Origin of the sequence: Clostridium sp. 'deep sea' (assembly GCF_014931565.1) — a bacterium.
In the GTDB taxonomy this organism is placed as follows: Bacteria; Bacillota; UBA994; order PWPR01; family PWPR01.
In genome coordinates this window covers 2954442-2975777 of sequence record NZ_CP063353.1, presented here as the reverse complement: position 1 = coordinate 2975777, position 21336 = coordinate 2954442, and the positions used below count along the sequence as shown (strand labels likewise).

Here is a 21336-nt window from a genome sequence, read left to right as displayed (position 1 = left end):
TCCCTAAATAGGAGTTGTTTTTTTATCATAATATTTAACTATTTACTCTTCTTTTTGACTCTCTTGAATAATCTTTTCAGCTAACATAGCTGGAACTTCTTCATAACGAGCAAAATTGGCTTTAAATAAACCTCTACCTTGAGTCATAGAGCGTAAATCTGTAGCATAACTTGACATTTCAGCTAATGGAACTTGAGCTTTAATGATTTGTTTGCGTCCTGATGGTTCCATACCCATGATGCGACCACGTTTTTTATTTAAGTCACCCATGATATCTCCCATGTACTCTTCAGGAACAGTTACCTCTAAATCATAGATAGGCTCTAATAATATAGGACTAGCATTTAAGAATCCTTTTTTAAATGCATAACTACCTGCAATTTTAAATGCCATCTCTGAAGAATCTACGTCATGGTAAGAGCCATCTTTTAAGTTAATTTTCACTTTAACTACAGGGTAACCAGCAACAGGACCCTCGCCCAATGATTCTTGAATTCCTTTATCTACTGCAGGAATATATTGACGTGGAACTGAACCACCAAAGATAGAATCTACAAATTCGTAGTCTTTATCTTCACTGTGTAAAGGCTCTAAATCAATTACTACATGACCATATTGACCTTTACCACCTGATTGTTTCTTATGTTTATGCATTGATTCAACTTTTTTCTTAACTGTTTCACGGTAAGGAATCCTTGGAGCCTTAAGTGTTACAGCTACTTCAAACTTGTCAGCTAAACGACTTTTAATAACTTGTAAGTGCATATCTCCCATACCAGAGATAACTGTTTCACTTGTTTCAGTATTACGTTCAGCAGTAAATGTAGGATCTTCTTCTTGTAGCCTAGCTAAGCCAGTACCTATTTTTTCTTCAGCACCTTTAGCATCTGCCTCTACAGCCCTAGAGATGATTGGGTCTGGGAATTGAATAGGGTCAATTATAAAATCAGAGCCCTTAACAGATAAGGTATCATTGGTGTCTGTATCATTGAGTTTAGCAACACCACCTATATCACCTACACATAATTCTTTAACATTTATTTGGTTTTTACCACATACCAAGAAAATTGAACCTAAACGCTCATTATTTCCTTTATTAACATTGTAGTATTGTGTATCGGCAGTAATTCCACCAGAGAATACACGGAAAATGTTGATTTTACCTACATATGGGTCAGCCATAGTTTTAAATATTAAGGCAGCTGGTTGACCATTGGCATCTTCATTAGCTACTGGTGCTGGCAATAAATCAACAATTGAATTCATAATTGGCTGAATACCAATATTTTTTGTAGCAGCCGCTGCTAATACTGGAACAACAGAGCCAGCCTTAACACTTGATTGTAAGCCACTAATTAAATCCGCATCGGGAATTTCTTCTCCCTCAAGGTATAACATCATTAGCTCATCATCTTGCTCTACAACAGCCTCAATAAGCTGTGTGCGGTATTCTTCCATTTGATCTATCAAATCGCTTGGAGCCTCAATTTCTTTAACCTCACGGCCATTTCCACTAAACTCATAAGCTTTATTAGTTAAGATGTTTAACACACCATTAAAATTATCTTCTTTTCCTATAGGAACATAAAGTGGAGCTACGCTTGTTCCAAACTCATCACGTAATTGCTCAACTACTTTAAAGAAGTTTGCATTTTCACGATTTAGTTTATTAACTATTACAATTTTGGGTAGTTTATTCTCATTAGCATATTGCCATACTAATTCAGTACCTACCTGAATTCCTGAAACACCACAAACTACTACTGCTGCAGCATCAGCAACTCTTAAAGCAGCTTTAACTTCACCAACAAAGTCAAAGTAACCAGGGGTATCTAGCACGTTAATTTTTTTACCATTCCATTCACAAGGCACAATTCCTGTGTTAATAGAAATAGTTCGTTTTGTTTCTTCAGAATCAAAGTCAGAAACTGTATTTCCATCTTCAACTCTACCTAGTCTAGTTACAGCTCCTGTATTATAATACATAGCTTCTGCTAAAGATGTTTTTCCAGCACTACTATGTGATATTAGAGCAATATTACGAATGTTTTCTGTGGAATAATTCTTCACTCCGTTTGCCTCCCTTTATTCAATAACAGATAAAATACATACCTATTTATTTTCAACAAACTTTGCTTTATTCCTGCATGATTTTTTTAGTAATTAAAATTAGATGCTGTAATTTGGGGCTTCTTTGGTAATTTGAACATCATGTGGGTGGCTTTCCCTTAAGCCAGCTGCTGTTATACGAACAAACTTAGCTTTTTCTTGCAGGTCTTTAACTGTTTTACAGCCGCAGTAACCCATACCAGCTCGTAAGCCACCAATAAGTTGATAAATTGTATCTGAAATAAGACCTTTATATGGTACCCTTCCCTCAATTCCTTCTGGAACAAATTTTTGGGTATCGTTTTGAAAATAACGGTCTTTACTACCCTCTTTCATGGCTCCTAATGAACCCATGCCACGGTAAACCTTAAATGTTCTACCTTGGTATATAACTGTTTCCCCAGGACTTTCTTCAGCACCAGCTAATAAGCTACCTAACATTACGGTATCTCCACCTGCTGCTAAGGCCTTAACTACATCTCCACTATATTTGATTCCACCATCTGCAATAATAGGTACTCCATGTTTATGGGCCTCTTGTGAACAATCAAAAATAGCTGTAATTTGAGGAACCCCAATACCAGCAACTACTCTGGTTGTGCAAATTGAACCTGGGCCAATGCCAACCTTTACGGCATCAACACCCGCCTCAATTAGCGCCTTTGTTGCTTCAGCTGTAGCTACGTTACCAGCAATAATATCTACCTCTTTAAATAAACTCCTGATATGTGCTACTTGATTAATTACGTTTTGGTTATGGCCATGTGCTGTATCAATAACTAAGACATCAACACCTGCCTCTACAAGTGCTTTAGCTCTTTCTAATGAATCTCCACTAACGCCAATTGCAGCTCCTACACATAACCTACCTTGTTTATCTTTTGTTGCTAGGGGATATTTTTTAGCTTTTTCTATGTCTTTTATTGTAATTAAACCTTTAAGATTATAGTCCTCATCAACCAAAGGTAGTTTCTCAATTTTGTTGGTTTGTAGTATTTGTTTAGCTTCAAGTAGTGTCGTGCCCATTCCGGCAGTAATTAAGTTCTCTTTGGTCATAACATCAGAAATAAGCTTGCTCATATCTTCTTCAAAACGCATATCACGATTGGTTATAATCCCTATTAGCTTTTTACCCTCAGTAATAGGAACGCCTGAAATTCTATACTTACTCATTAACATCTCAGCATCTCCTAAAGTATGCTCAGCTGTTAAGTAAACAGGGTCAACTATAACACCATGCTCAGATCGTTTCACCTTGTCAACTTCTTCTGCTTGTCTTGCTATAGTCATATTTTTGTGAATTATTCCCAAACCGCCTTCACGAGCCATAGCAACTGCCATACGTGAAGTGGTAACTGTATCCATTGCTGCACTTACAATGGGTATATGCAGTTTAATATTTCTAGTTAAACGCGTAGTAGTAACTGCTTCATTTGGTAATACCTCCGAGTGATCCGGAACTAATAATACATCGTCAAAAGTTAATGCTTCTTTACCAAATTTATCATTAAAGTTCACCTTTACATGCCCCTTCCCTGGTTAATTGATTTATTATAACACAAACAATAACAACGACAAATAGTAATTATATAGCAAAATGTCGTAATGTTACCCCTGCTTCAGTTAATAATTGTTTGGATAATTCGTCTGTGTAGGTAGTTAAGTAGATTACCTCTTTTATACCTGCATTTATTAACATCTTTGCACAAAGCACACAGGGATATGTTGTAGTATAAATTGAGCTATTGTTAATACTAACACCAGCTAAAGCTGCCTGAATAATAGCATTTTGCTCTGCATGAAGCCCTCTACAGAGTTCATGCCTTTGCCCAGAGGGCACATTTCGTTGCTCTCTAATACAGCCAACTTCACTGCAATGCTTTAAGCCCGATGGAGCACCATTGTAGCCAGTAGCTAATATTCTTTTTTCTTTAACCAGTATTGCCCCAACTTTGCGACGTAAACAGGTACTTCTTTTGGCAACAAGTTGAGTTATCTCAGCAAAATAGGTATCCCAATCTGGTCGATTTGTCATTATTTTGTTCCAAATAAACGATCACCAGCATCACCTAAACCAGGTACAATATAACCATGATCATTTAACATTTCATCTACACATGCCACATAAATCTCAGCTTCTGGACAGGCCTCATTTACTGCTTTAATGCCCTCAGGAGCTGCAATTAAACACATAAGTTTAACTGATTTTGCTTGCAATTTTAGTAATTCTTTAATGGCTGCAATAGCTGAGCCACCAGTAGCTAACATTGGATCTACTATAATAAAATCTCTTTCAGTTATATCTGAAGGAAACTTACTGTAATAGGTAACTGGCTGTAGGGTTTCAGGGTCGCGGTACAGCCCAATATGTCCAACTCTAGCATGTGGAACAAGCTTAAGTATGCCATCTACCATACCAATACCAGCCCGTAAAATGGGTACAACTCCCAGCTTTTTACCAGCAATAACTTTTGTTTTTGCCATTGACACTGGGGTCTGTACCTCATGGTCTTTAAGTGGCAAATCTCTTGTAACTTCGTATGCCATAAGCGTTGCTACTTCATCTACCAATTCTCTAAAATCTTTATTGCCTGTATTAATGTCTCTAATATATGTTAGCTTATGTTGAATTAAGGGATGATTTAGTACATGAACTTTCATTTAATACACCTCTTTTTAGTTATTAATATAATACCCACCATAGTATGATGGGTATATTACTACTATTTACAGTTACATTATAATTAAAATTGTTGCAATATATAAGTTAGTTTAAGTGCCTAACTATCTTAATAGCCCACCTTACAAGGTGGGCTATTTTAGATTATTATTTTAAGCATACAATGGGAAACGAGCACATAAATTGCTTACTCTCTTAGAAACGTTTGCTAAAGCAACACTATCATCTAAGTTTTCTATAGCATCTGCAATTAAGTTTGCAACTTCCTTCATTTCTGCAACACCCATGCCACGAGTTGTAACTGCAGGTGTACCAATTCTAATACCACTAGTTACAAATGGACTCTCAGGGTCGTCCGGAATAGTATTTTTATTTACAGTAATACCAACCTGATCTAGGGCTTTTTCAACTACCTTACCAGTTACACCTTTACTACGAAGATCAACAAGCATTAAGTGGTTATCTGTACCATGAGATACAATATTAAAGCCACGCTCCATTAACCCCTCTGCTAAGGCACTAGCATTATCAATTACACGTTGAGCGTATTCTTTAAACTCTGGCTGTAATGCCTCTTGGAAACAAACAGCCTTGGCTGAAATTACATGCATTAAAGGACCGCCTTGAATACCAGGGAAAATGCATTTATTAATTTTTTTAGCATATTTCTTTTTGCATAAAATCATACCACCACGAGGGCCTCTTAATGTTTTATGGGTAGTTGTAGTAACAAAATCAGCATACTCTACTGGATTTGGATGTAAACCAGCAGCTACTAAGCCAGCAATATGAGCCATATCTACCATAAAGTAGGCTCCAACTTCATCCGCAATATCTTTAAACTTTTTAAAATCGATTGTTCTTGAATAGGCACTAGCACCTGCTAAAATCATTTTTGGTTTATGCTCTAGGGCTTTTTCACGTACATCTTCGTAATCAATCATACCAGATTCTGGATTAACACCATAAGCTACAATATTGTAAAGTGTTCCAGAGAAGTTCACTGGAGAACCGTGTGTTAAGTGTCCACCATGGTCTAAGCTCATACCTAAAATTGTATCACCAGGCTTTAATACAGCCATATACACGCCCATGTTTGCTTGAGAACCAGAGTGAGGCTGAACATTAGCAAACTCAGCTCCAAACAGTTCTTTAGCACGATCTCTTGCCAAGTTTTCAGCTATATCTACTACTTCACAACCACCATAATATCTTCTTCCGGGATAACCTTCGGCATATTTGTTGGTCATAATTGAACCTTGAGCCTCTAAGACTGCACGACTTACAAAGTTTTCTGAAGCAATTAGCTCAATGTTTCCACGCTGTCGATTTAGCTCCTCTTCGATTGCCTTAGCAATAGCTGGATCTACTTGTTGCAAAATACTCATTTCATAATCCTCCCTGTTTATAATAGTTTAGTTTTTTGATTCTAATGCCATTATTTTATCAACTCTTCTTGTATGCCTACCACCTGCAAAAGAGGCATTTAAAAATGACAGTATTATATCCTTAGCTAACTCATCACCTAAAACTCTTGCACCTAGGCATATTACATTACCGTTATTATGTTCTTTAAACATTCTAGCTGAAAAGGTATCTGAAACATTAGCAGCTCTTACACCCTTTACCTTGTTGGCAGAGATTGCCATGCCAATACCTGTTCCACATATTAGTATACCCAAGTCAGTCGAGCCTTCAGCCACAGCTTTAGAAACTTTTTGGGCGTAGTCTGGGTAATCTACAGATTCATCACTGAATGTGCCATAATCTTCTACTTGATAGTTTATACTTTGTAACCACTGGATTATCTTTTTCTTTAATATAATTCCTCCATGGTCACTACCAATTGCTATCATATCTTCACCTCGGTTAAAGATTTCTTTAACTATTAAAAATACGTGTTAATTATAACGTAAGTAATAGCTACAGGCAAACCTAGTTAATTGTAAATTTTTAATTTTTTATGCCATATTTCAGTTAAATATTTTTTTAATTGAGTAGCAGTATCTCTGTATATTTGCAAAGAACCACCATATGGATCAATAATATCTAAATCCTGCTCTTCTCCAGCAAGCTCTTTTAGGGTAAATGTTCTATCCTCTAGTTCTTTATTATAACCTATTAACATTTGTTTGTGTCTATTAGTCATGGTAATTATTAAGTCAACTTTTAATATATCTGGACTGATTTGTCTACTTTTATGTTTTAGTAAGTCAAGTTCATGCTCTTTCATAATCTCAATAGCATTTTTTGCAGCAGGCATTCCAGCTATAGCAGCCAATCCAGCTGAAGATATCTCAAATTCACTGCTTAAGCCATTTTCAGCAATTATTTGTTTCAGTAATACCTCTGCCATACTACTTCTACAGGTGTTTCCTGTACACACAAGTAATACTTTCACCTATGTTCCTCCTTACAACACTTGGTTTGCAGCCTTATTTATTCTATTCATTAAGGCCAGTCCCATATTTTTTATATCTACCTCATGTAGAATTATATGGTCGATGTTTTGTTTATCACAGTCTCTAAAAAAACTATACAAACGCTCTGCGTAGCTGCTAGTGTTTTCTTTTTTCTCGATCATTATTGCGCCTTTAATCTCTGTATCTGTTAGCACATTTGCTAATCCTAATACTGCGTAATTAGATAAATCATTAGCTAATTTTTTTAACTTGTGTTTAATTATAGTAGCTGTTTGACCCTTTATTAGTATTACATTTGCATCTGGCTTATAATGAGGGTGCTTCATGCCTGGAGATAATACCTTTCCATCGTTAAGGTTAGTAGCTATTTCTACCTCACAAATCTCACTTAACATTTCATAGGTTACGGCACCGGGCCTAAGTATTTTAATTGGGGTTGATGTTCCATCTATAACGGTGCTTTCAAGTCCAAACTCACAGGTATCTGCCTCAATAACTGCAGAAATCCTGCCATTAAAATCTCTAATAACATGTTCAGCTTTAGTAGCGCTGGGTTTGCCAGATATATTGGCACTAGGGGCCGCAATTACACAGCCTGACTCGCTTATTAAGCTTAAAGCAATATCATTATTAGGATATCGAATTGCAACGGTATTTAAGCCTGCTGTTACAATTTTAGGAACACAAGGTTTAGCGTTTAAAACTATGGAGATAGGTCCTGGCCAAAACTTTTCTATTATGCTCTTAACACATTCACTAGGCTCATAAACTAGCTTATGCAATTGGTTAATATTAGCTATATGAACTATAAGGGGATTATCTGCTGGTCTATTTTTGGCAATAAATATTTTTTTACAGGCCTCTTCACTTAAAGCATTTGCCCCCAAACCATACACTGTTTCTGTGGGAAATGCTACCACCTCATTATTAGCTATTAATAAAGCTGCTTTTTCTATTCCTTGTTTGTTTGCTCTATATATATTAGTTTTCATTTTATGCACCCAAATATTTCTCTACTTTTTTATTCTTACTGATACATCTGCTGCAAAGACTGTTTTAAGCTCATTGTTTAAGTCTTTGATTATTAGAGCTCCATTTTCATCTATATTTATGGCTGTACCTACATAGGGTTCTTTACCTGCCACAGGATATACATCTACAGTACTGCCTAAGGTTATATCGTATTTACGCCACTCATTTAGAGCATCTGCTTCATCCGTTTGTAATTTTTTTAGATTAAGCATTAAATTTTCAATTATTAATACTAGTAGACTAGCTCTATTGTGCTGTTTACCTGTTTCATTAGTGATACTTGTAGCTATATCTTTAACATCTTTGGGTAAACAATTTGTATCAACATTAACGTTTAAACCTATTCCTAACAATATCCAGGGCTTAAATTTACTATCAAAAACTAAATCTAAGGCTATTCCACAGAGTTTTTTATTGTTATACAAAATATCATTAGGCCATTTTATAGAAACTGTTATACCTGTAATATCTTTTATTGCTTGCACCACAGAGACTGCAGACATCAAAGCAATTAAAGGGTTTTTACCCGCTGTAAGGGGTGGATTTAGTACAACTGTAAACCATAAACCGCCACTTGGAGAGGACCATAAACGTCCTCTTCTACCTCTACCACCTTGTTGATGTTCTGCTAGAATTACATCTCCATGATCCGCTTTATTATTTTTCACTAAATCCTTACCTATATCCATTGTAGATGAAGCATTATCGTAATAAAAAAGTTGGCTACTTAATTTCTGATTTTGCAGCTCTTTTATATACTGGGGTACTTTTTTTTGATCTTGTACATTTAAAGTTAGTATCATTCTTCATCTCCATAGGCTATGTCTAGGCTTATATCAAGTGATTCATAACTATGTGTTAAGCTACCTAGTGCTATATATTGAACACCAGTTCTCGCTACGTCTACCACCATATCTTCTGTTATATTACCAGATGCTTCGATTATTGCTTTATTACCTATTAGTATAACTGCTTCTTTTATATCTTCAAGTCCCATATTATCCAGTAATATTATATCAGCAGCAGATTCTAGGGCATCTTGAACTTGTGGTAAGGTAGTTGCCTCAACTTCAATTTTTACGGTATGGCCTATACTTCTTCTAGCCTTAGCTACAGCAGTTTTAATACCACCACATATTTTTATGTGATTATCTTTGATTAAAAGGTTATCTGCTAAGCTAAATCTATGGTTTACACCACCACCAACTCGTATGGCATACTTTTGTAAATCTCTGAGTCCAGGAGTTGTTTTACGCGTATCAGTAATATGGCAGTTGTAAAACTGAAGCATGTCCACCATTTTTTTTGTTTTGGTTGCAATACCCGATAAACGTTGAATAAAATTTAGCGCTACCCTTTCTCCAGTGAGAATTGCTCTGGCTGGTCCAACTACTTCTGCTACAGTTGTTCCAGCTTTAACTTCACTACCTTCTCCTTGTAAAATTTTAACTGTTATTTTGGGATCTAATAATTGATATACAAGTTTAACTACCGGCATACCTGCTAAAACACCATCTTCTTTAACTCTTATAACTGCTTTTGCCCTCATATCGACTGGTATACATGCTGTAGTTGTTATATCTAAATTACCAATGTCTTCATAAAGAGCCCTTTCAACAACTGGTTTTATCATAAAATTATTTAATTCCATTTTATCCTCCTAAATTATATCAAAATACTTTGTTTAAATAGTTATCTTACTAATTGTTTGCTTTACTTATATTATTATCAAGAAAATTGTTTTTTTGCAACATATAAGTAAAGATATTAGTGTAAATACAAAAAATTTACGTTTATCTGTTTATTAGGTTATGTTATTTGTAATTTTCTGCAAAACATTTTAGCATACCTTTGTATAAAGTCAATTAAACTAATTATAAAAATTTTTTTTACGTTTTTTTTTATTAACTTTAAGTAATTTGCAGGAAAATTGCATATGTTCTCGAATTTTCCCATTTGATAATTAATAAGGGAGAAAACAATTGCTAGTTAAAAGATGTTTAAGTCTAAGACAAACTCTAATTCTTATTGCACTCACATTATTTTTATTGATAACTGGTACTATTTTACTATTATTGCCTATTTCAGAAACCGGCTATTCACGAGAGCAAATCACCCTAGATACACCACGCCATTTTTCTGACTTAACTTACACTATAGATAATAATAATGTTTCATTTTCTGATGGTGGTTATTTAGTACCAATTTTACATAAAAGTGAACCTATGGCACTTGCTATTTATGGTTACGGCAAAATTGTAACTAAAGGCAGTGTGTATGAAACAAAAGACTGTTTGTTAATAATGCCCCAAAGTATGTATTACGATTTAATGAATCAATTATATCTGCAAACTAGTGACGAAACTGTATTTATAGATAAAACTAATGATGCTTTAACAAAAATGTACAATTACATGCCTTTTATTGTTACACCTACAGGAAAGAAATTTTTCTCTTTTCCAAATAATTTTAAAGCTATTATGTTGTTAGATAATAATGCCCCCATAAAGGGCTTAATTAAAAACAATAGCCATTCTTTAAAGTCTTTTAGTTTTGCTTTAATAACTTTAGGCTATTGTATGATATTCTTAGCTGTTTTAGGAATTATTATTTTATTGACAAACAAACGACATCAAAAAGTTGAAAAAGAAAGTTTTTATTTTTGCAAACCATCTCCTAGTGACTTTAGATTTCATATGGCATTTATAATTTTAATTTGGATAGGTTTAGCCTGTACAACTACTGATAGTTATATAAAATCTGCCTATTTAGTTGGTTCATTAGTTTATAGTTTAGTTTATTTATTATTAAATAGAGATATCTACTCAGGTCATTTAAGGGTTCAGTTCAGTAAATTTGTTAAGTATTTGCCCTTAAATGCTTTATTTGGTTTAATACTTTTTATCATAAGCACCACAGCTTTACCTGTTAAATATAATAGTTTTAGTTCCTGGTTTAATGGCAATATAATCTATAAGTATGTGTTAATCATATGGATTAGTTTTTTAGTATTTTCTTACTTGTTGTATGAAATTGAAAGACATTTATCAATGAAAAAGTGTTTAATAATATTATTAGTTTTAAGTAATATAGCTATGTTTACAATTTTATATATAAGCGGTGTTACACTTGCATTTAGTATTCTTAACGCCTTGTTATTTACAAGTCTTTATTTTGTAATTGCAGCGGCTTTGGTTCTACGCACAGGCAATGCTTTTTCAGTAGCCTTTGCTTTAATTATTGCTTTAACGTTAACAATGATGTTTTTGTAAAATAAAAATGAGTCTTCGGACTCTTTTTTATTTTGTGGTGGGCTCGTCGTCATCTCGCGGTTTGGGTATTTTGCCTTGCAAAATACGGGGTGGGCTTCATTTCATTTCGTGGGTGGGATACCTGCGGTATCGGAGTATATACATTGCGCTATGCTTACGTGATAGTCCTGTAGTGACTTAGGCAATAAACCACAACGGAGCGAACTATACGAGCAAAATGAGTACCCCACAAAAAATAAGCTTTAAAATCTAACAGGCTCACCATCACATTATGCAGTGGCTTCTAGAGTTGAGCTTAGATAAAGGCGGAGAGAAAATCTGCAACAATGATAATACGATATAGTATATCTTTGAGAGATTTTACTCGTATGACGCAGCAGATGGGTTGGATTCTAAAAGCGTCCGTGGAAAAAAAGAAAAAAGCACTGATATCTCATCAATGCTTTTTGATTAACTTATTAGAATAAGCCTACAATAGTGCCGTCTTCTAAAATATCCATATTTTCAGCAGCAGGTTTTTTTGGCAAACCAGGCATAGTCATAATATCACCGGTTAAAGCTACTACAAATCCTGCACCAGCTGAAACTCTTACGTCTCTAATTTTTAGGGTGAATCCTTCTGGAGCACCTAATTTTTTAGGATCATCAGAGAACGAGTATTGAGTTTTAGCCATACAAACTGGGAAGTGGCCGTAGCCCATTTCTTCGTAATTTTTTAGTTTACGGCGGACTTTTTTACTAATAACAACTTTTTCAGCTCTATAAATTTCTTTAGCTACTGTTTCAATCTTTTTACGTAAAGATAAGTCATTAGGGTATAGTACGTTAAAATTAGCTTCGCCAGCTTCAACAACTTCAATAACCTTTTTAGCTAACTCAATTCCACCGTCTCCCCCTTTAGTAAATACCTCAGATAAAGCAACACTAGCTCCATATTCGTTGCAACGCTCTTCAAGAAGCTTTAATTCTGCTTCTGTATCGGTTGGGAATCTATTAATAGCTACTACTGGTTGAATACCAAACTTCTTTATATTCTCAATGTGACGAGCTAAGTTAACAAATCCTGCTGCCAAAGCCTCAATGTTTTCAGCACCTAAGTCTTGCTTTTTAACTCCACCATTCATTTTTAAAGCTCTTATTGTTGCCACTAACACAACTGCATCTGGTTTAAATCCTGTGAAACGACATTTTATATCAAAGAATTTCTCTGCCCCTAAATCAGCCCCAAAACCAGCCTCTGTTACAAAATAATCAGCTAATTTAACGCCAAAACGAGATGCCATTACACTGTTACAACCATGAGCAATATTAGCAAATGGACCACCATGAATAAATACAGGTACATGTTCAAGAGTTTGTACAAGGTTAGGTTTAATTGCATCTTTAAGTAATAATGCCATTGCACCTTGTGCATTTAAGTCTCCACAAGTAACAGGGTCTCCATCTTTATTAAAGGCAACAATGATTCTACTTAAACGTTTCTTTAAGTCTTCTAAATCAGTTGCTAAGCAGAAAATAGCCATAACTTCGGATGCTACTGTAATATCAAACCCATCTTCTCTTGGTACACCATTGCCATTAAGACCTACAACAGTACTACGTAAAGCACGTTCATTCATATCCATAACTCTTCTAATAGCAATACGTCTGGTATCAATATTAAGTTCGTTGCCATGGTATAAATGATTATCTACTAGTGCACATAAAAGATTATGAGCTGTTTGAATTGCAGGAATATCACCTGTAAATTGGAGGTTGATGTCTTCCATAGGAACTACCTGAGAATATCCACCACCAGCAGCTCCTCCTTTAACTCCCATACAAGGGCCTAAAGAGGGCTCTCGTAAAGCCATTACTGTTTTTTTACCAAGCTGTGTTAAGGCCTGTCCTAAACCAACTGTGGTTGTTGTTTTACCTTCACCTGCAGGTGTTGGATTAATTGCAGTTACTAGTATTACTTTAGCGTCTGGGTTATTCTTTACTCTATCCCATAATTTTAAATCAACCTTAGCTTTGTGGTTACCATATAGCTCTAGTTCTTCAGGCTTAATACCTAATTTAGCCGCGATATCTACAATAGGTTGCATTTTAGCTTCTTGTGCAATTTGTACATCACTCTTCATAAGTTAAATCCTCCTTATATTGCTTATCTGCCAAAGTTATTATAGCATGTTTAAGATAGCTGTAAAACATATCAGTTTACCAACTAGATATTATAACTATAATCATTCCTAAAAGAATGCCTGCTATATACCAAGTTCCACACCAAATAACTTTGTTTTCTCTCAATTATTTTCCACCTTACATTTTTCGAATTATGCCTAATGGGGTTTGCTCATCAGTTTGACCCAATGGATTATCATCAATAATCTTTTCCACTTTTTTTCGGTCAACATCGCTTGAAGCTCCAATAACCCAGGCTCCAGCAATATCATTAACATCTACAATACAGGCATTTGCTCCTGCTGCTGCTGCCATTTTTGCAGCTACCCCTTCTGGATCTTTTGGCCCCAATACCACCATTTTATTAAAAGGTGGCAGAGCATACTTTACAGGTCCATCAATTAAAGCTGCTTGCATACCTGCAACGCGATAAAAGTCGCCTTCTCGCCTTAATATGTATTTACTTATTACATGAACACCTGCTGCAAAAAGTATTCTTAGTAAACCACACTCACGTATTGCCATTTCCATTGTATAAGGGCTACCTAAACCAATACCCCAAGGAACTTTTTTTACATACTTTGCTAAAAACTTAGCCCACCAACCAGGGTTTATATCTTTTAAGTGATATGCTCTACCTTGGCTTGCCGCAGTAGCTTTTTCACTAACAAATATAATATCATCACTTTTTATTATGTCTTTTGTGTATTTCACTATTACATCTACAATATCGTCCTGTGGAGATATTAAATGTGTTTTAATAGGAATTCGAGCATACTGCTCACCTTTAACTTCAACTGTAGTATATTCTAAAGACAAAGCTTTATCCATGAGTTCACCTCATTGTTGTTTTATAATGAATATATATATTATATCAGAATATCCTACTAAGATTAAAACTAGTCGTAAATTTAATATTTTTTTTATTTACATAGGGCTGGACTCACCTTTGGTATCGCGGCTTGAATAATTGCCATTACAAATTTCATAAGGTAACGATTTTATTCCACTACGTTATATAAAACGTATAAATTATGGTGTGGGTAACAATTTGGGTTACAGGATGGGCTAACGCGGATTTTATGATAAATTAACGTTATAAAGCTATGTTAAAAAAAGCGTCCAAACGGACGCTTTTTGCTAATCTTGTAGATATTTATTTTGAATTTGAGGTCTTTCTCCTACTAATTCTCCAAACTGTTCTGCTTTAAGAGTCTCTTTATCAAGTAACTCTTTAGCAACTGCATGTAATTCATCAATATGGTCTTGAAGTACTTTTTCGGCTTGTTTATAACCTACTTCTATTAACTTGTGTACTTCATCATCTATTAATGCTGCTATATCATCACTATAATTAGGGTCTTTAGCAATGTCTCTACCTAAAAATACTTCTCCGCTTCGATGACCAAAAGCAATTGGTCCTAATTTTTCACTCATACCGTACTCAGTAACCATACTTCTGGCTATAGCACTTACTTGTTTAATATCATTACTAGCACCAGTTGTAATATCATCAAATATAATTGCTTCAGCTATTCTACCACCTAAAGCAAATGCTATTCTTTCTAACATTTCTGTTCTGCTGTAGAAAAAGGTATCTTCTTTTGGTAAAGCAGCTGTAAAACCACCTGCAGCACCTCTAGGAATTATTGTGACTGTATGAATAGGATCCATATGGGGCATATAATGGCCCACTAAAGCATGCCCAGCCTCATGATAAGCAGCAATTCTACGAGATTTTTTGCTATCAACACGAGCTTTTTTAGCTGGACCAGCTAAAACTCTGTTTATTGCCTCTTCTAAATCTACCATTTCAATTAGGTTTTTATGGTAACGGGCAGCAAACAAAGCGCCCTCATTCAATAAGTTCTCTAAATCTGCCGCTGTAAATCCTGGGGTACTACGAGCAAGTATTTCTAAATCTACATCATCAGACAGTGGTTTACCTCTTGAATGAATTTTTAGAATTGCTTCTCGTTCTTTAATATTTGGTTTACCAACAACTACTTGTCTATCAAAACGTCCAGGTCTTAGTAATGCAGGGTCAAGTATATCTGGTCTATTAGTAGCTGCCATTACAATGACTCTTTCTGTCATTTCGAAGCCATCCATCTCCACAAGTAATTGGTTAAGGGTTTGCTCTCTTTCGTCATGCCCTCCACCTAAACCAGCTCCACGATGGCGTCCTACTGCATCAATTTCATCAATAAATAAAATACATGGGGCACTTTTTTTTGCGTTCTCGAACATATCCCTAACTCGAGATGCACCTACACCTACAAACATCTCAACAAAGTCAGAACCACTAATGCTAAAGAATGGTACTTTTGCTTCACCAGCAACTGCTCTTGCTAAGAATGTTTTACCAGTACCTGGAGGTCCAAATAAAAGCACTCCTTTAGGTATTCTAGCTCCCATTTGAATAAAACGACGAGAATCCTTTAAGAACTCTACAATCTCAATTAACTCTTCTTTCACCTCTTCGTAACCCGCAACATCATCAAATGTTACTTGTTTACGATTTTGCTCGTGGAGCTTAGCTCTACTCTTGCCAAAAGACATAGCTCTATTGCCACCACCCTGGGTTTGGTTAAAGAAAAAGAACCAAATACCTAGGATTAGTGCAAATGGTATTAAGTATGTCAGTAAAGCAGTCCACCAAGGTGCAGTAGGAACAGGTCTATATTTAAGGTCAGGTATATGAGCCTTCATTAGCTGTCTTAATTCTTCGTCCTCAGCAGGAAGAAAGATTTCAAATTTTGCTCCATCTGCATACTCACCTTTACCATTATTACCCTCTACGACCAAAGATTTAACCATACCGCTTTCTACCTGTTTTTGAAAGGTATTAATATCGGGTTTAGCAATCTGATCATCGCCATTGGAGAAGTAACTAATTAATGATAAAGCAATAATAATTAGTAATATATAAACACTGGCTGCGCGTACACGTTTATTCAACCACGTTGGCCTCCTCTCTGCTGCCAAAAAATCATATTATATTGTATCATACGTTTTTAGTGTATTCAATTACATCTAGAAAACTATTCCAGATTATTGATATACCTCTGGTTTAAGAACCCCTATATAAGGCAACTGCCTATAATATTCGCCGTAATCCATGCCATATCCTATTACAAATTCATTAGGTATTATAAAACCAGCATAGTCTGGAATTACATTAGACATACGTCTTTCGCGTTTATCTAATAAAGTACATACCTTAACGGATGCCGGATTACGCTGCTTAAGCATGTTAATTAGATATTGAAGGGTAAGTCCACTATCAATGATGTCTTCTACAATAAGAACATGTACATCTTTAATAGTTTCATCGAGGTCCTTTATTAATCTCACTACACCACTTGATTCTGTAGAGTTTCCATAACTGCTTACGGCAATGGTATCTACCTTTACAGGAATACTTATTTCTCTAATCAAATCAGCAGTGAAAATTATTGAACCCCTTAATACACATACGAGTAATACATCTTTGCTTTGATAATCAACACTTATTTGGGCTGCTATCTCGCTTACTCTTTTTTTTATTTGTTCTTCGCTGTACATTACATACTTAATACTATTGTCCAACTATTCTCCCTCCATTATCCTCAAAGCCAAAACTTTTTTAGTTTTATTGGTTATTTTTGCATATTGGCTTCTTCTTAAACCTGTTATCCAAAGTATTTTACCACTATTATCGACAATTAAAACCAAATGATTACGTGAATTTTTAGGTATTTTTTTATCTATAAAAAAATCTTTAAGCTTTTTTTTACCAGGCGCCCCCTCCGGAAAGAATTTATCACCATTTTGTCTAGTTCTTGCTATTATTGGCATAGCAACTTTATCTAAATCAAAATAAGCTACATCTCTTAGTTTAAGCTTATATGCCTCACTATGATTATAGTCTTTAATTTCAATTTTAAGATATTTATTGTCTGGCAATTCTATTGTTGTTGGGGATTCAATAGCTATGCTCGATAAGTTAACGCTTTCATTCCAGTTGTCTTTATAATATAAATATAACCTATCATACACTTTCTCACAAGTAACCTCTTTGGGCAATGATATTGAATCACCATGGCGAGAATTTATTAACTTACTAAGTTTTAAACTATGCTCAAAACTTAGGTTGTCTGTTGTGCCAGTTAATAAACGATAAGCATATCTCATTACTCTAGTACATAAAGCTAAGTGGATTGATTTCAATATTTCAATTTCAACTACTACTGCTTTTGGTGTTTCTTTTAATGCTCGTTGAGCAAGCAGTAAAGCCTGTTCATTTAAGTAGTCTTCATCCTGCTTAAGTACTTTGCTCATATCTGAAATTCTATCAATTACTTGTGGATTATAGTTATCCTCGATAAAAGGTATTAAATTGTGTCTAATATGGTTTCTCTGGTACTTATCTGTTTTATTTGAAGCATCCTGTCGATATGTTAACTGAAAAGCATCCAGCATTTCAAGTATTTCACCCCTAGTTTTTTGAATTAAGGGTCGAATTATTGCTAATTTGTCGTTATTTTTTTCAATTATTTGCATTCCAGTTAATCCTGCAAGACCACTACCCCTAATTAAGTGCTGTAAAATAGTCTCAGCTTGGTCACCTTTATTATGGCCAAAAGCTATGCCAAAGGCTTTAACTTTTTTAGCAACTCTTTGCAAAAATTTCATTCTCACATCACGACATACCTGTTGCATAGATCCCTGAGTTTCTTCGTAAATGAGATTAAGATTAGCTTTTTCTATAGTGTAATCCCATTTAAACATGTGTGCTAATGATTTCACATACTCGGCATCTTTATCCGAATGCTCACCCCGTAAACAATGGTCGAGATGTGCTAAGTGCAGTTTAAAATCATGATTTAGGGCTAAGTCATGCAAGACCCTCATGGCACAAGTAGAATCAGGACCTCCACTTATTGCTACTATTAGGGTCTTACCACTTGGCCACTGATATGTATTTGTTAGCATTTTAATGAATTCATGATACTTATGTGTGGACATTACTTCACCCCTTTTGTTGTTTATTATATTATCTACTTTATTATGCTAAATCAATACTTTATTTAATTAAAAAATCTGCTAAATTAAATAGTTGGCTTATAATCTCCTCAAAACAAAAAAAAAGGCACCCTTATGGTGCCAAGTATGGAGGAATGAGCTATCAACGGAATACCGTTATAGTCAAAGATTAAACAATTTTAAGTACTACTACGGTCATGTCATCTTTTATTTCAACATTACAATGACGCTTTGCTATTTTAATTATGTAGTCTGCTATTTCATTTGCAGTAATTTTAGGCAATTCTTTTATAATGTTTATTAGCCATTTTTCGCTGTCTACAATTCTTTGATTATCTACAATACCATCAGATAACATTATTAGAATATCATCTTTTTGCAGACTTATATCATACTGGTCTATATCTATCTCTGGAAACACTCCTACTGGCAAGGTTGATGATTTCCAAAGTTTAACATCTCTATCTCTTTTTAAACAGGTGTAACTTGCACCAATTTTTATTAATTGAGCACAGCCTTTAAAGCAATCTACTAAAACACCATCTATTGTAACAAAAGAGTCCTGTTGTATTCCTAAAGCTAACGCTGTATTTAGTAGTTTAATAAGGCTTTTAATATCTAAGCCTGTTTTAAGGAGTTTTTGCAGCAAATCTATGGCGTACTTACTATCTTTACGGGCAACATATCCGCTACCCATACCATCACTTAATAACGCTATAAATCGTCCATCAGTTAAATGATCTAGCCAGTAAGAATCACCTGATATACCACTAGGAGATAAGCTAGCTACTCCATACTCAACCTCCACTGATGGGGCATATTCTAGTTCGCAACTACATGATAAGCTTTTAGTATGTTTAGAGCAGTTATACAAGCTATTTACAAGTTTTCCACCTATAATTTTGTTTACTGTAGGTACTATTATATTAGAACAAGATTTATAATCATAACAAGAACCCATAGTTAAACTTATTATCCTCTTTCTATTGTTACAGCGTATATTTATTTTATTAAGGTTAACTGCTTGTTCCTGTAACTCTCTTTTTATTTGAGCTATTAATTCTTTTTCAAGCTCTTTTTTTTGGTTTGAACCGGTGGCTAAAGACCTTGCCATATCAGAAAAATCACTTAATCTATCAACAGCTAGGCTACTACACTCTTGTAGTTTATTTCGCCAAAAAAGTTCTACTCTAATTAAGTTTAAGTGTTGATCAAAGACATCAACAAGCTTATTTTTACTAGGACAATGTTGAGGCAATACCTGATAAATACTATTGATATTATCTTTATTTTGATCGAGACTTATTAAAAAGTCTTTCCATTTATGATAGGTTAAAAATAAATCCTGTGACCAACATTGCTCATAATACGCACAGTTTTGACATAAAGATACCCCTGTCCATTCAATTATTTGTAACAGATGGGTGTTTTCTATAGGCTCATATTCAGAAGTGCTTAAAACTACAGCAATTTCATCACATACCTGCGCTATTTGCACCCAACTATCTTCTACTTTTTGGGGTTTTTCTTTAACAGGTATAGGGCTTGTTTTAAAAGGCTCAAAGATTAAACTCTTAGGCATAAATTTTTTAATAACTAGCCAAATAATACTAGCTAAAGTCATTTCTAATAGGGAAATTTTTATATCCATAAAACTACCTTGATTCAACCATATTATATTGGAGGCTATAGCAACTGCTACGTATGTAAGTTTAGAGTAATCCTTACAAACTCCCAAGATAAAACCTAAAAAACAGGCTTGTCCTGCAGATATTGCATTAAATGATCCAGATAATAATCCACTTCCTAATACTATTCCAAGCAAAGCTGCAGGATAACAACCTGCTTGAGCTACAATCATAATACTTAGGAACTTAATAATATTGACCACAGAAAGATTTAAGATTACTAGGGGACCTACCCCACTTATGGCAGCAGCTAAAAATATTATTTTGCATATTAAACGCCAATCATTATTGCTGTATTTAGTTATTTTAAGAACACTATCGTTTAGAGCAATAAAAAAAATTTGAGTTAAAAATAAAGTTGATAACACATAAATAGGAAGATGAATTACATGAATATCACCCAAAACTTTAATAGAGTATGCAATTACGGCACTAACAACTACTAAAAACGCTTTTGGGATTGATTTTTTTTTTATTTTAAGCTTTTTTAAAATACTAAAGCACATGCAAAATGCCCAAAAACCGATTATAGCTTTGGTATTACCAGTACTACCTAAACCAATTGAAGCCCCTAAGAAAATAGGAATTAAATATTTGTACTTAAGAATAACCAAGGTTGCCCAAAGAGCACTTACCATTCCTAAGGTAGCTGTGAAGCTTTCATTACGGGCTATTAGAATAGCACCAATAAAAATAATGAAATCTGTATATGACACAGTTGATACAACATTTTTATTGAGCTTTATAAAGGGTTTCATATATTTTTTAAAGAAGTCTCTTTTCCTAAAGTTATGACTAATTTGATTCAAAAACCTCAACCCCTCCAGAGCCTCTTTTATTACATTTTCTGTATTTTGATTATAATACCGCATATATGCACAAGGTGTTGAAATATGTCTTGGCTGGTTAAGAAGATTTCGACGGATTTTGCAAAATCACTT

At 34.7% G+C, this 21336-nt stretch carries 17 protein-coding genes; 1 reads left to right on the top strand and 16 read right to left on the bottom strand.

The window, feature by feature from the left end:
* Positions 1–42: 42 nt before the first annotated feature.
* The 10 genes from fusA to nadC all read right to left on the bottom strand — a co-directional run bounded on the left by fusA (position 43) and on the right by nadC (position 9895).
* Positions 43–2070, bottom strand: coding sequence for an elongation factor G (gene fusA, locus IMX26_RS13800; protein WP_195158956.1), 2028 nt, complete (start codon positions 2068–2070; stop codon positions 43–45).
* 99 nt (positions 2071–2169) lie between these two features.
* Complete coding sequence (gene guaB, locus IMX26_RS13795; protein ID WP_195158955.1) at positions 2170–3627, bottom strand: IMP dehydrogenase; 1458 nt, start codon at positions 3625–3627, stop codon at positions 2170–2172.
* Between the two features lie 67 nt (positions 3628–3694).
* The gene (locus tag IMX26_RS13790; protein ID WP_195158954.1) at positions 3695–4144 is read right to left on the bottom strand and encodes a cytidine/deoxycytidylate deaminase family protein; all 450 of its coding nucleotides are present in this window, start codon (positions 4142–4144) and stop codon (positions 3695–3697) included.
* On the bottom strand, positions 4144–4770 hold the full coding sequence (gene upp / locus IMX26_RS13785) for a uracil phosphoribosyltransferase (RefSeq protein ID WP_195158953.1): 627 nt from the start codon (positions 4768–4770) through the stop codon (positions 4144–4146). The genes IMX26_RS13790 and upp overlap by 1 nt, the downstream gene beginning before the upstream one ends.
* A gap of 171 nt (positions 4771–4941) precedes the next feature.
* Positions 4942–6177 carry a serine hydroxymethyltransferase gene (gene glyA, locus IMX26_RS13780; protein WP_195158952.1) on the bottom strand — a complete coding sequence of 412 codons (1236 nt, stop codon included), beginning with the start codon at positions 6175–6177 and terminating at the stop codon, positions 4942–4944.
* 27 nt (positions 6178–6204) lie between these two features.
* Positions 6205–6645 (bottom strand): ribose 5-phosphate isomerase B, encoded by a 441-nt coding sequence (gene rpiB, locus IMX26_RS13775; protein WP_195158951.1) that lies wholly within the window; start codon positions 6643–6645, stop codon positions 6205–6207.
* An 83-nt stretch (positions 6646–6728) separates the two neighbouring features.
* Positions 6729–7190: a low molecular weight protein arginine phosphatase gene (locus IMX26_RS13770; RefSeq protein WP_195158950.1), complete on the bottom strand. Its 462-nt coding sequence runs from the start codon at positions 7188–7190 to the stop codon at positions 6729–6731.
* Positions 7191–7202: 12 nt separating this feature from the next.
* Positions 7203–8204, bottom strand: a complete 1002-nt coding sequence (locus tag IMX26_RS13765) for an L-threonylcarbamoyladenylate synthase (protein ID WP_195158949.1) — start codon at positions 8202–8204, stop codon at positions 7203–7205.
* 21 nt (positions 8205–8225) lie between these two features.
* On the bottom strand, positions 8226–9047 hold the full coding sequence (locus IMX26_RS13760) for a biotin--[acetyl-CoA-carboxylase] ligase (RefSeq protein WP_195158948.1): 822 nt from the start codon (positions 9045–9047) through the stop codon (positions 8226–8228).
* On the bottom strand, positions 9044–9895 hold the full coding sequence (gene nadC, locus IMX26_RS13755; protein ID WP_195158947.1) for a carboxylating nicotinate-nucleotide diphosphorylase: 852 nt from the start codon (positions 9893–9895) through the stop codon (positions 9044–9046). Before nadC ends, IMX26_RS13760 begins: the two co-directional genes overlap by 4 nt.
* A gap of 331 nt (positions 9896–10226) precedes the next feature.
* Here nadC and IMX26_RS13750 point away from each other — a divergent pair, with 331 nt between their 5' ends.
* Positions 10227–11516, top strand: a complete 1290-nt coding sequence (locus IMX26_RS13750; protein ID WP_195158946.1) for a hypothetical protein — start codon at positions 10227–10229, stop codon at positions 11514–11516.
* Positions 11517–11974: 458 nt separating this feature from the next.
* Here IMX26_RS13750 and IMX26_RS13745 read toward each other — a convergent pair whose 3' ends face one another.
* The 6 genes from IMX26_RS13745 to IMX26_RS13720 all read right to left on the bottom strand — a co-directional run bounded on the left by IMX26_RS13745 (position 11975) and on the right by IMX26_RS13720 (position 21204).
* The gene (locus tag IMX26_RS13745; protein ID WP_195158945.1) at positions 11975–13639 is read right to left on the bottom strand and encodes a formate--tetrahydrofolate ligase; all 1665 of its coding nucleotides are present in this window, start codon (positions 13637–13639) and stop codon (positions 11975–11977) included.
* A 178-nt stretch (positions 13640–13817) separates the two neighbouring features.
* On the bottom strand, positions 13818–14510 hold the full coding sequence (locus IMX26_RS13740; protein ID WP_195158944.1) for a coenzyme F420-0:L-glutamate ligase: 693 nt from the start codon (positions 14508–14510) through the stop codon (positions 13818–13820).
* 309 nt (positions 14511–14819) lie between these two features.
* Complete coding sequence (gene ftsH / locus IMX26_RS13735) at positions 14820–16640, bottom strand: ATP-dependent zinc metalloprotease FtsH (RefSeq protein ID WP_195158943.1); 1821 nt, start codon at positions 16638–16640, stop codon at positions 14820–14822.
* 93 nt (positions 16641–16733) lie between these two features.
* A complete protein-coding gene (gene hpt, locus IMX26_RS13730; RefSeq protein ID WP_207729352.1) occupies positions 16734–17246 on the bottom strand; it encodes a hypoxanthine phosphoribosyltransferase in 513 nt (170 codons plus the stop codon).
* A gap of 24 nt (positions 17247–17270) precedes the next feature.
* Positions 17271–18689 carry a tRNA lysidine(34) synthetase TilS gene (gene tilS / locus IMX26_RS13725; protein ID WP_195158941.1) on the bottom strand — a complete coding sequence of 473 codons (1419 nt, stop codon included), beginning with the start codon at positions 18687–18689 and terminating at the stop codon, positions 17271–17273.
* Between the two features lie 187 nt (positions 18690–18876).
* Positions 18877–21204 (bottom strand): SpoIIE family protein phosphatase, encoded by a 2328-nt coding sequence (locus tag IMX26_RS13720; RefSeq protein ID WP_195158940.1) that lies wholly within the window; start codon positions 21202–21204, stop codon positions 18877–18879.
* Between the last annotated feature and the right edge of the window lie 132 nt (positions 21205–21336).

Coding starts and splice junctions, on each gene's coding strand:
- IMX26_RS13790 (WP_195158954.1), bottom strand. CDS start 4,144: ATGACAAATCGACCAGATTGGGATACCTATTTTGCTGAGATAACTCAA.
- upp (WP_195158953.1), bottom strand. CDS start 4,770: ATGAAAGTTCATGTACTAAATCATCCCTTAATTCAACATAAGCTAACA.
- glyA (WP_195158952.1), bottom strand. CDS start 6,177: ATGAGTATTTTGCAACAAGTAGATCCAGCTATTGCTAAGGCAATCGAA.
- rpiB (WP_195158951.1), bottom strand. CDS start 6,645: ATGATAGCAATTGGTAGTGACCATGGAGGAATTATATTAAAGAAAAAG.
- IMX26_RS13765 (WP_195158949.1), bottom strand. CDS start 8,204: ATGAAAACTAATATATATAGAGCAAACAAACAAGGAATAGAAAAAGCA.
- IMX26_RS13760 (WP_195158948.1), bottom strand. CDS start 9,047: ATGATACTAACTTTAAATGTACAAGATCAAAAAAAAGTACCCCAGTAT.
- nadC (WP_195158947.1), bottom strand. CDS start 9,895: ATGGAATTAAATAATTTTATGATAAAACCAGTTGTTGAAAGGGCTCTT.
- IMX26_RS13745 (WP_195158945.1), bottom strand. CDS start 13,639: ATGAAGAGTGATGTACAAATTGCACAAGAAGCTAAAATGCAACCTATT.
- IMX26_RS13740 (WP_195158944.1), bottom strand. CDS start 14,510: ATGGATAAAGCTTTGTCTTTAGAATATACTACAGTTGAAGTTAAAGGT.
- hpt (WP_207729352.1), bottom strand. CDS start 17,246: ATGTACAGCGAAGAACAAATAAAAAAAAGAGTAAGCGAGATAGCAGCC.
- tilS (WP_195158941.1), bottom strand. CDS start 18,689: ATGTCCACACATAAGTATCATGAATTCATTAAAATGCTAACAAATACA.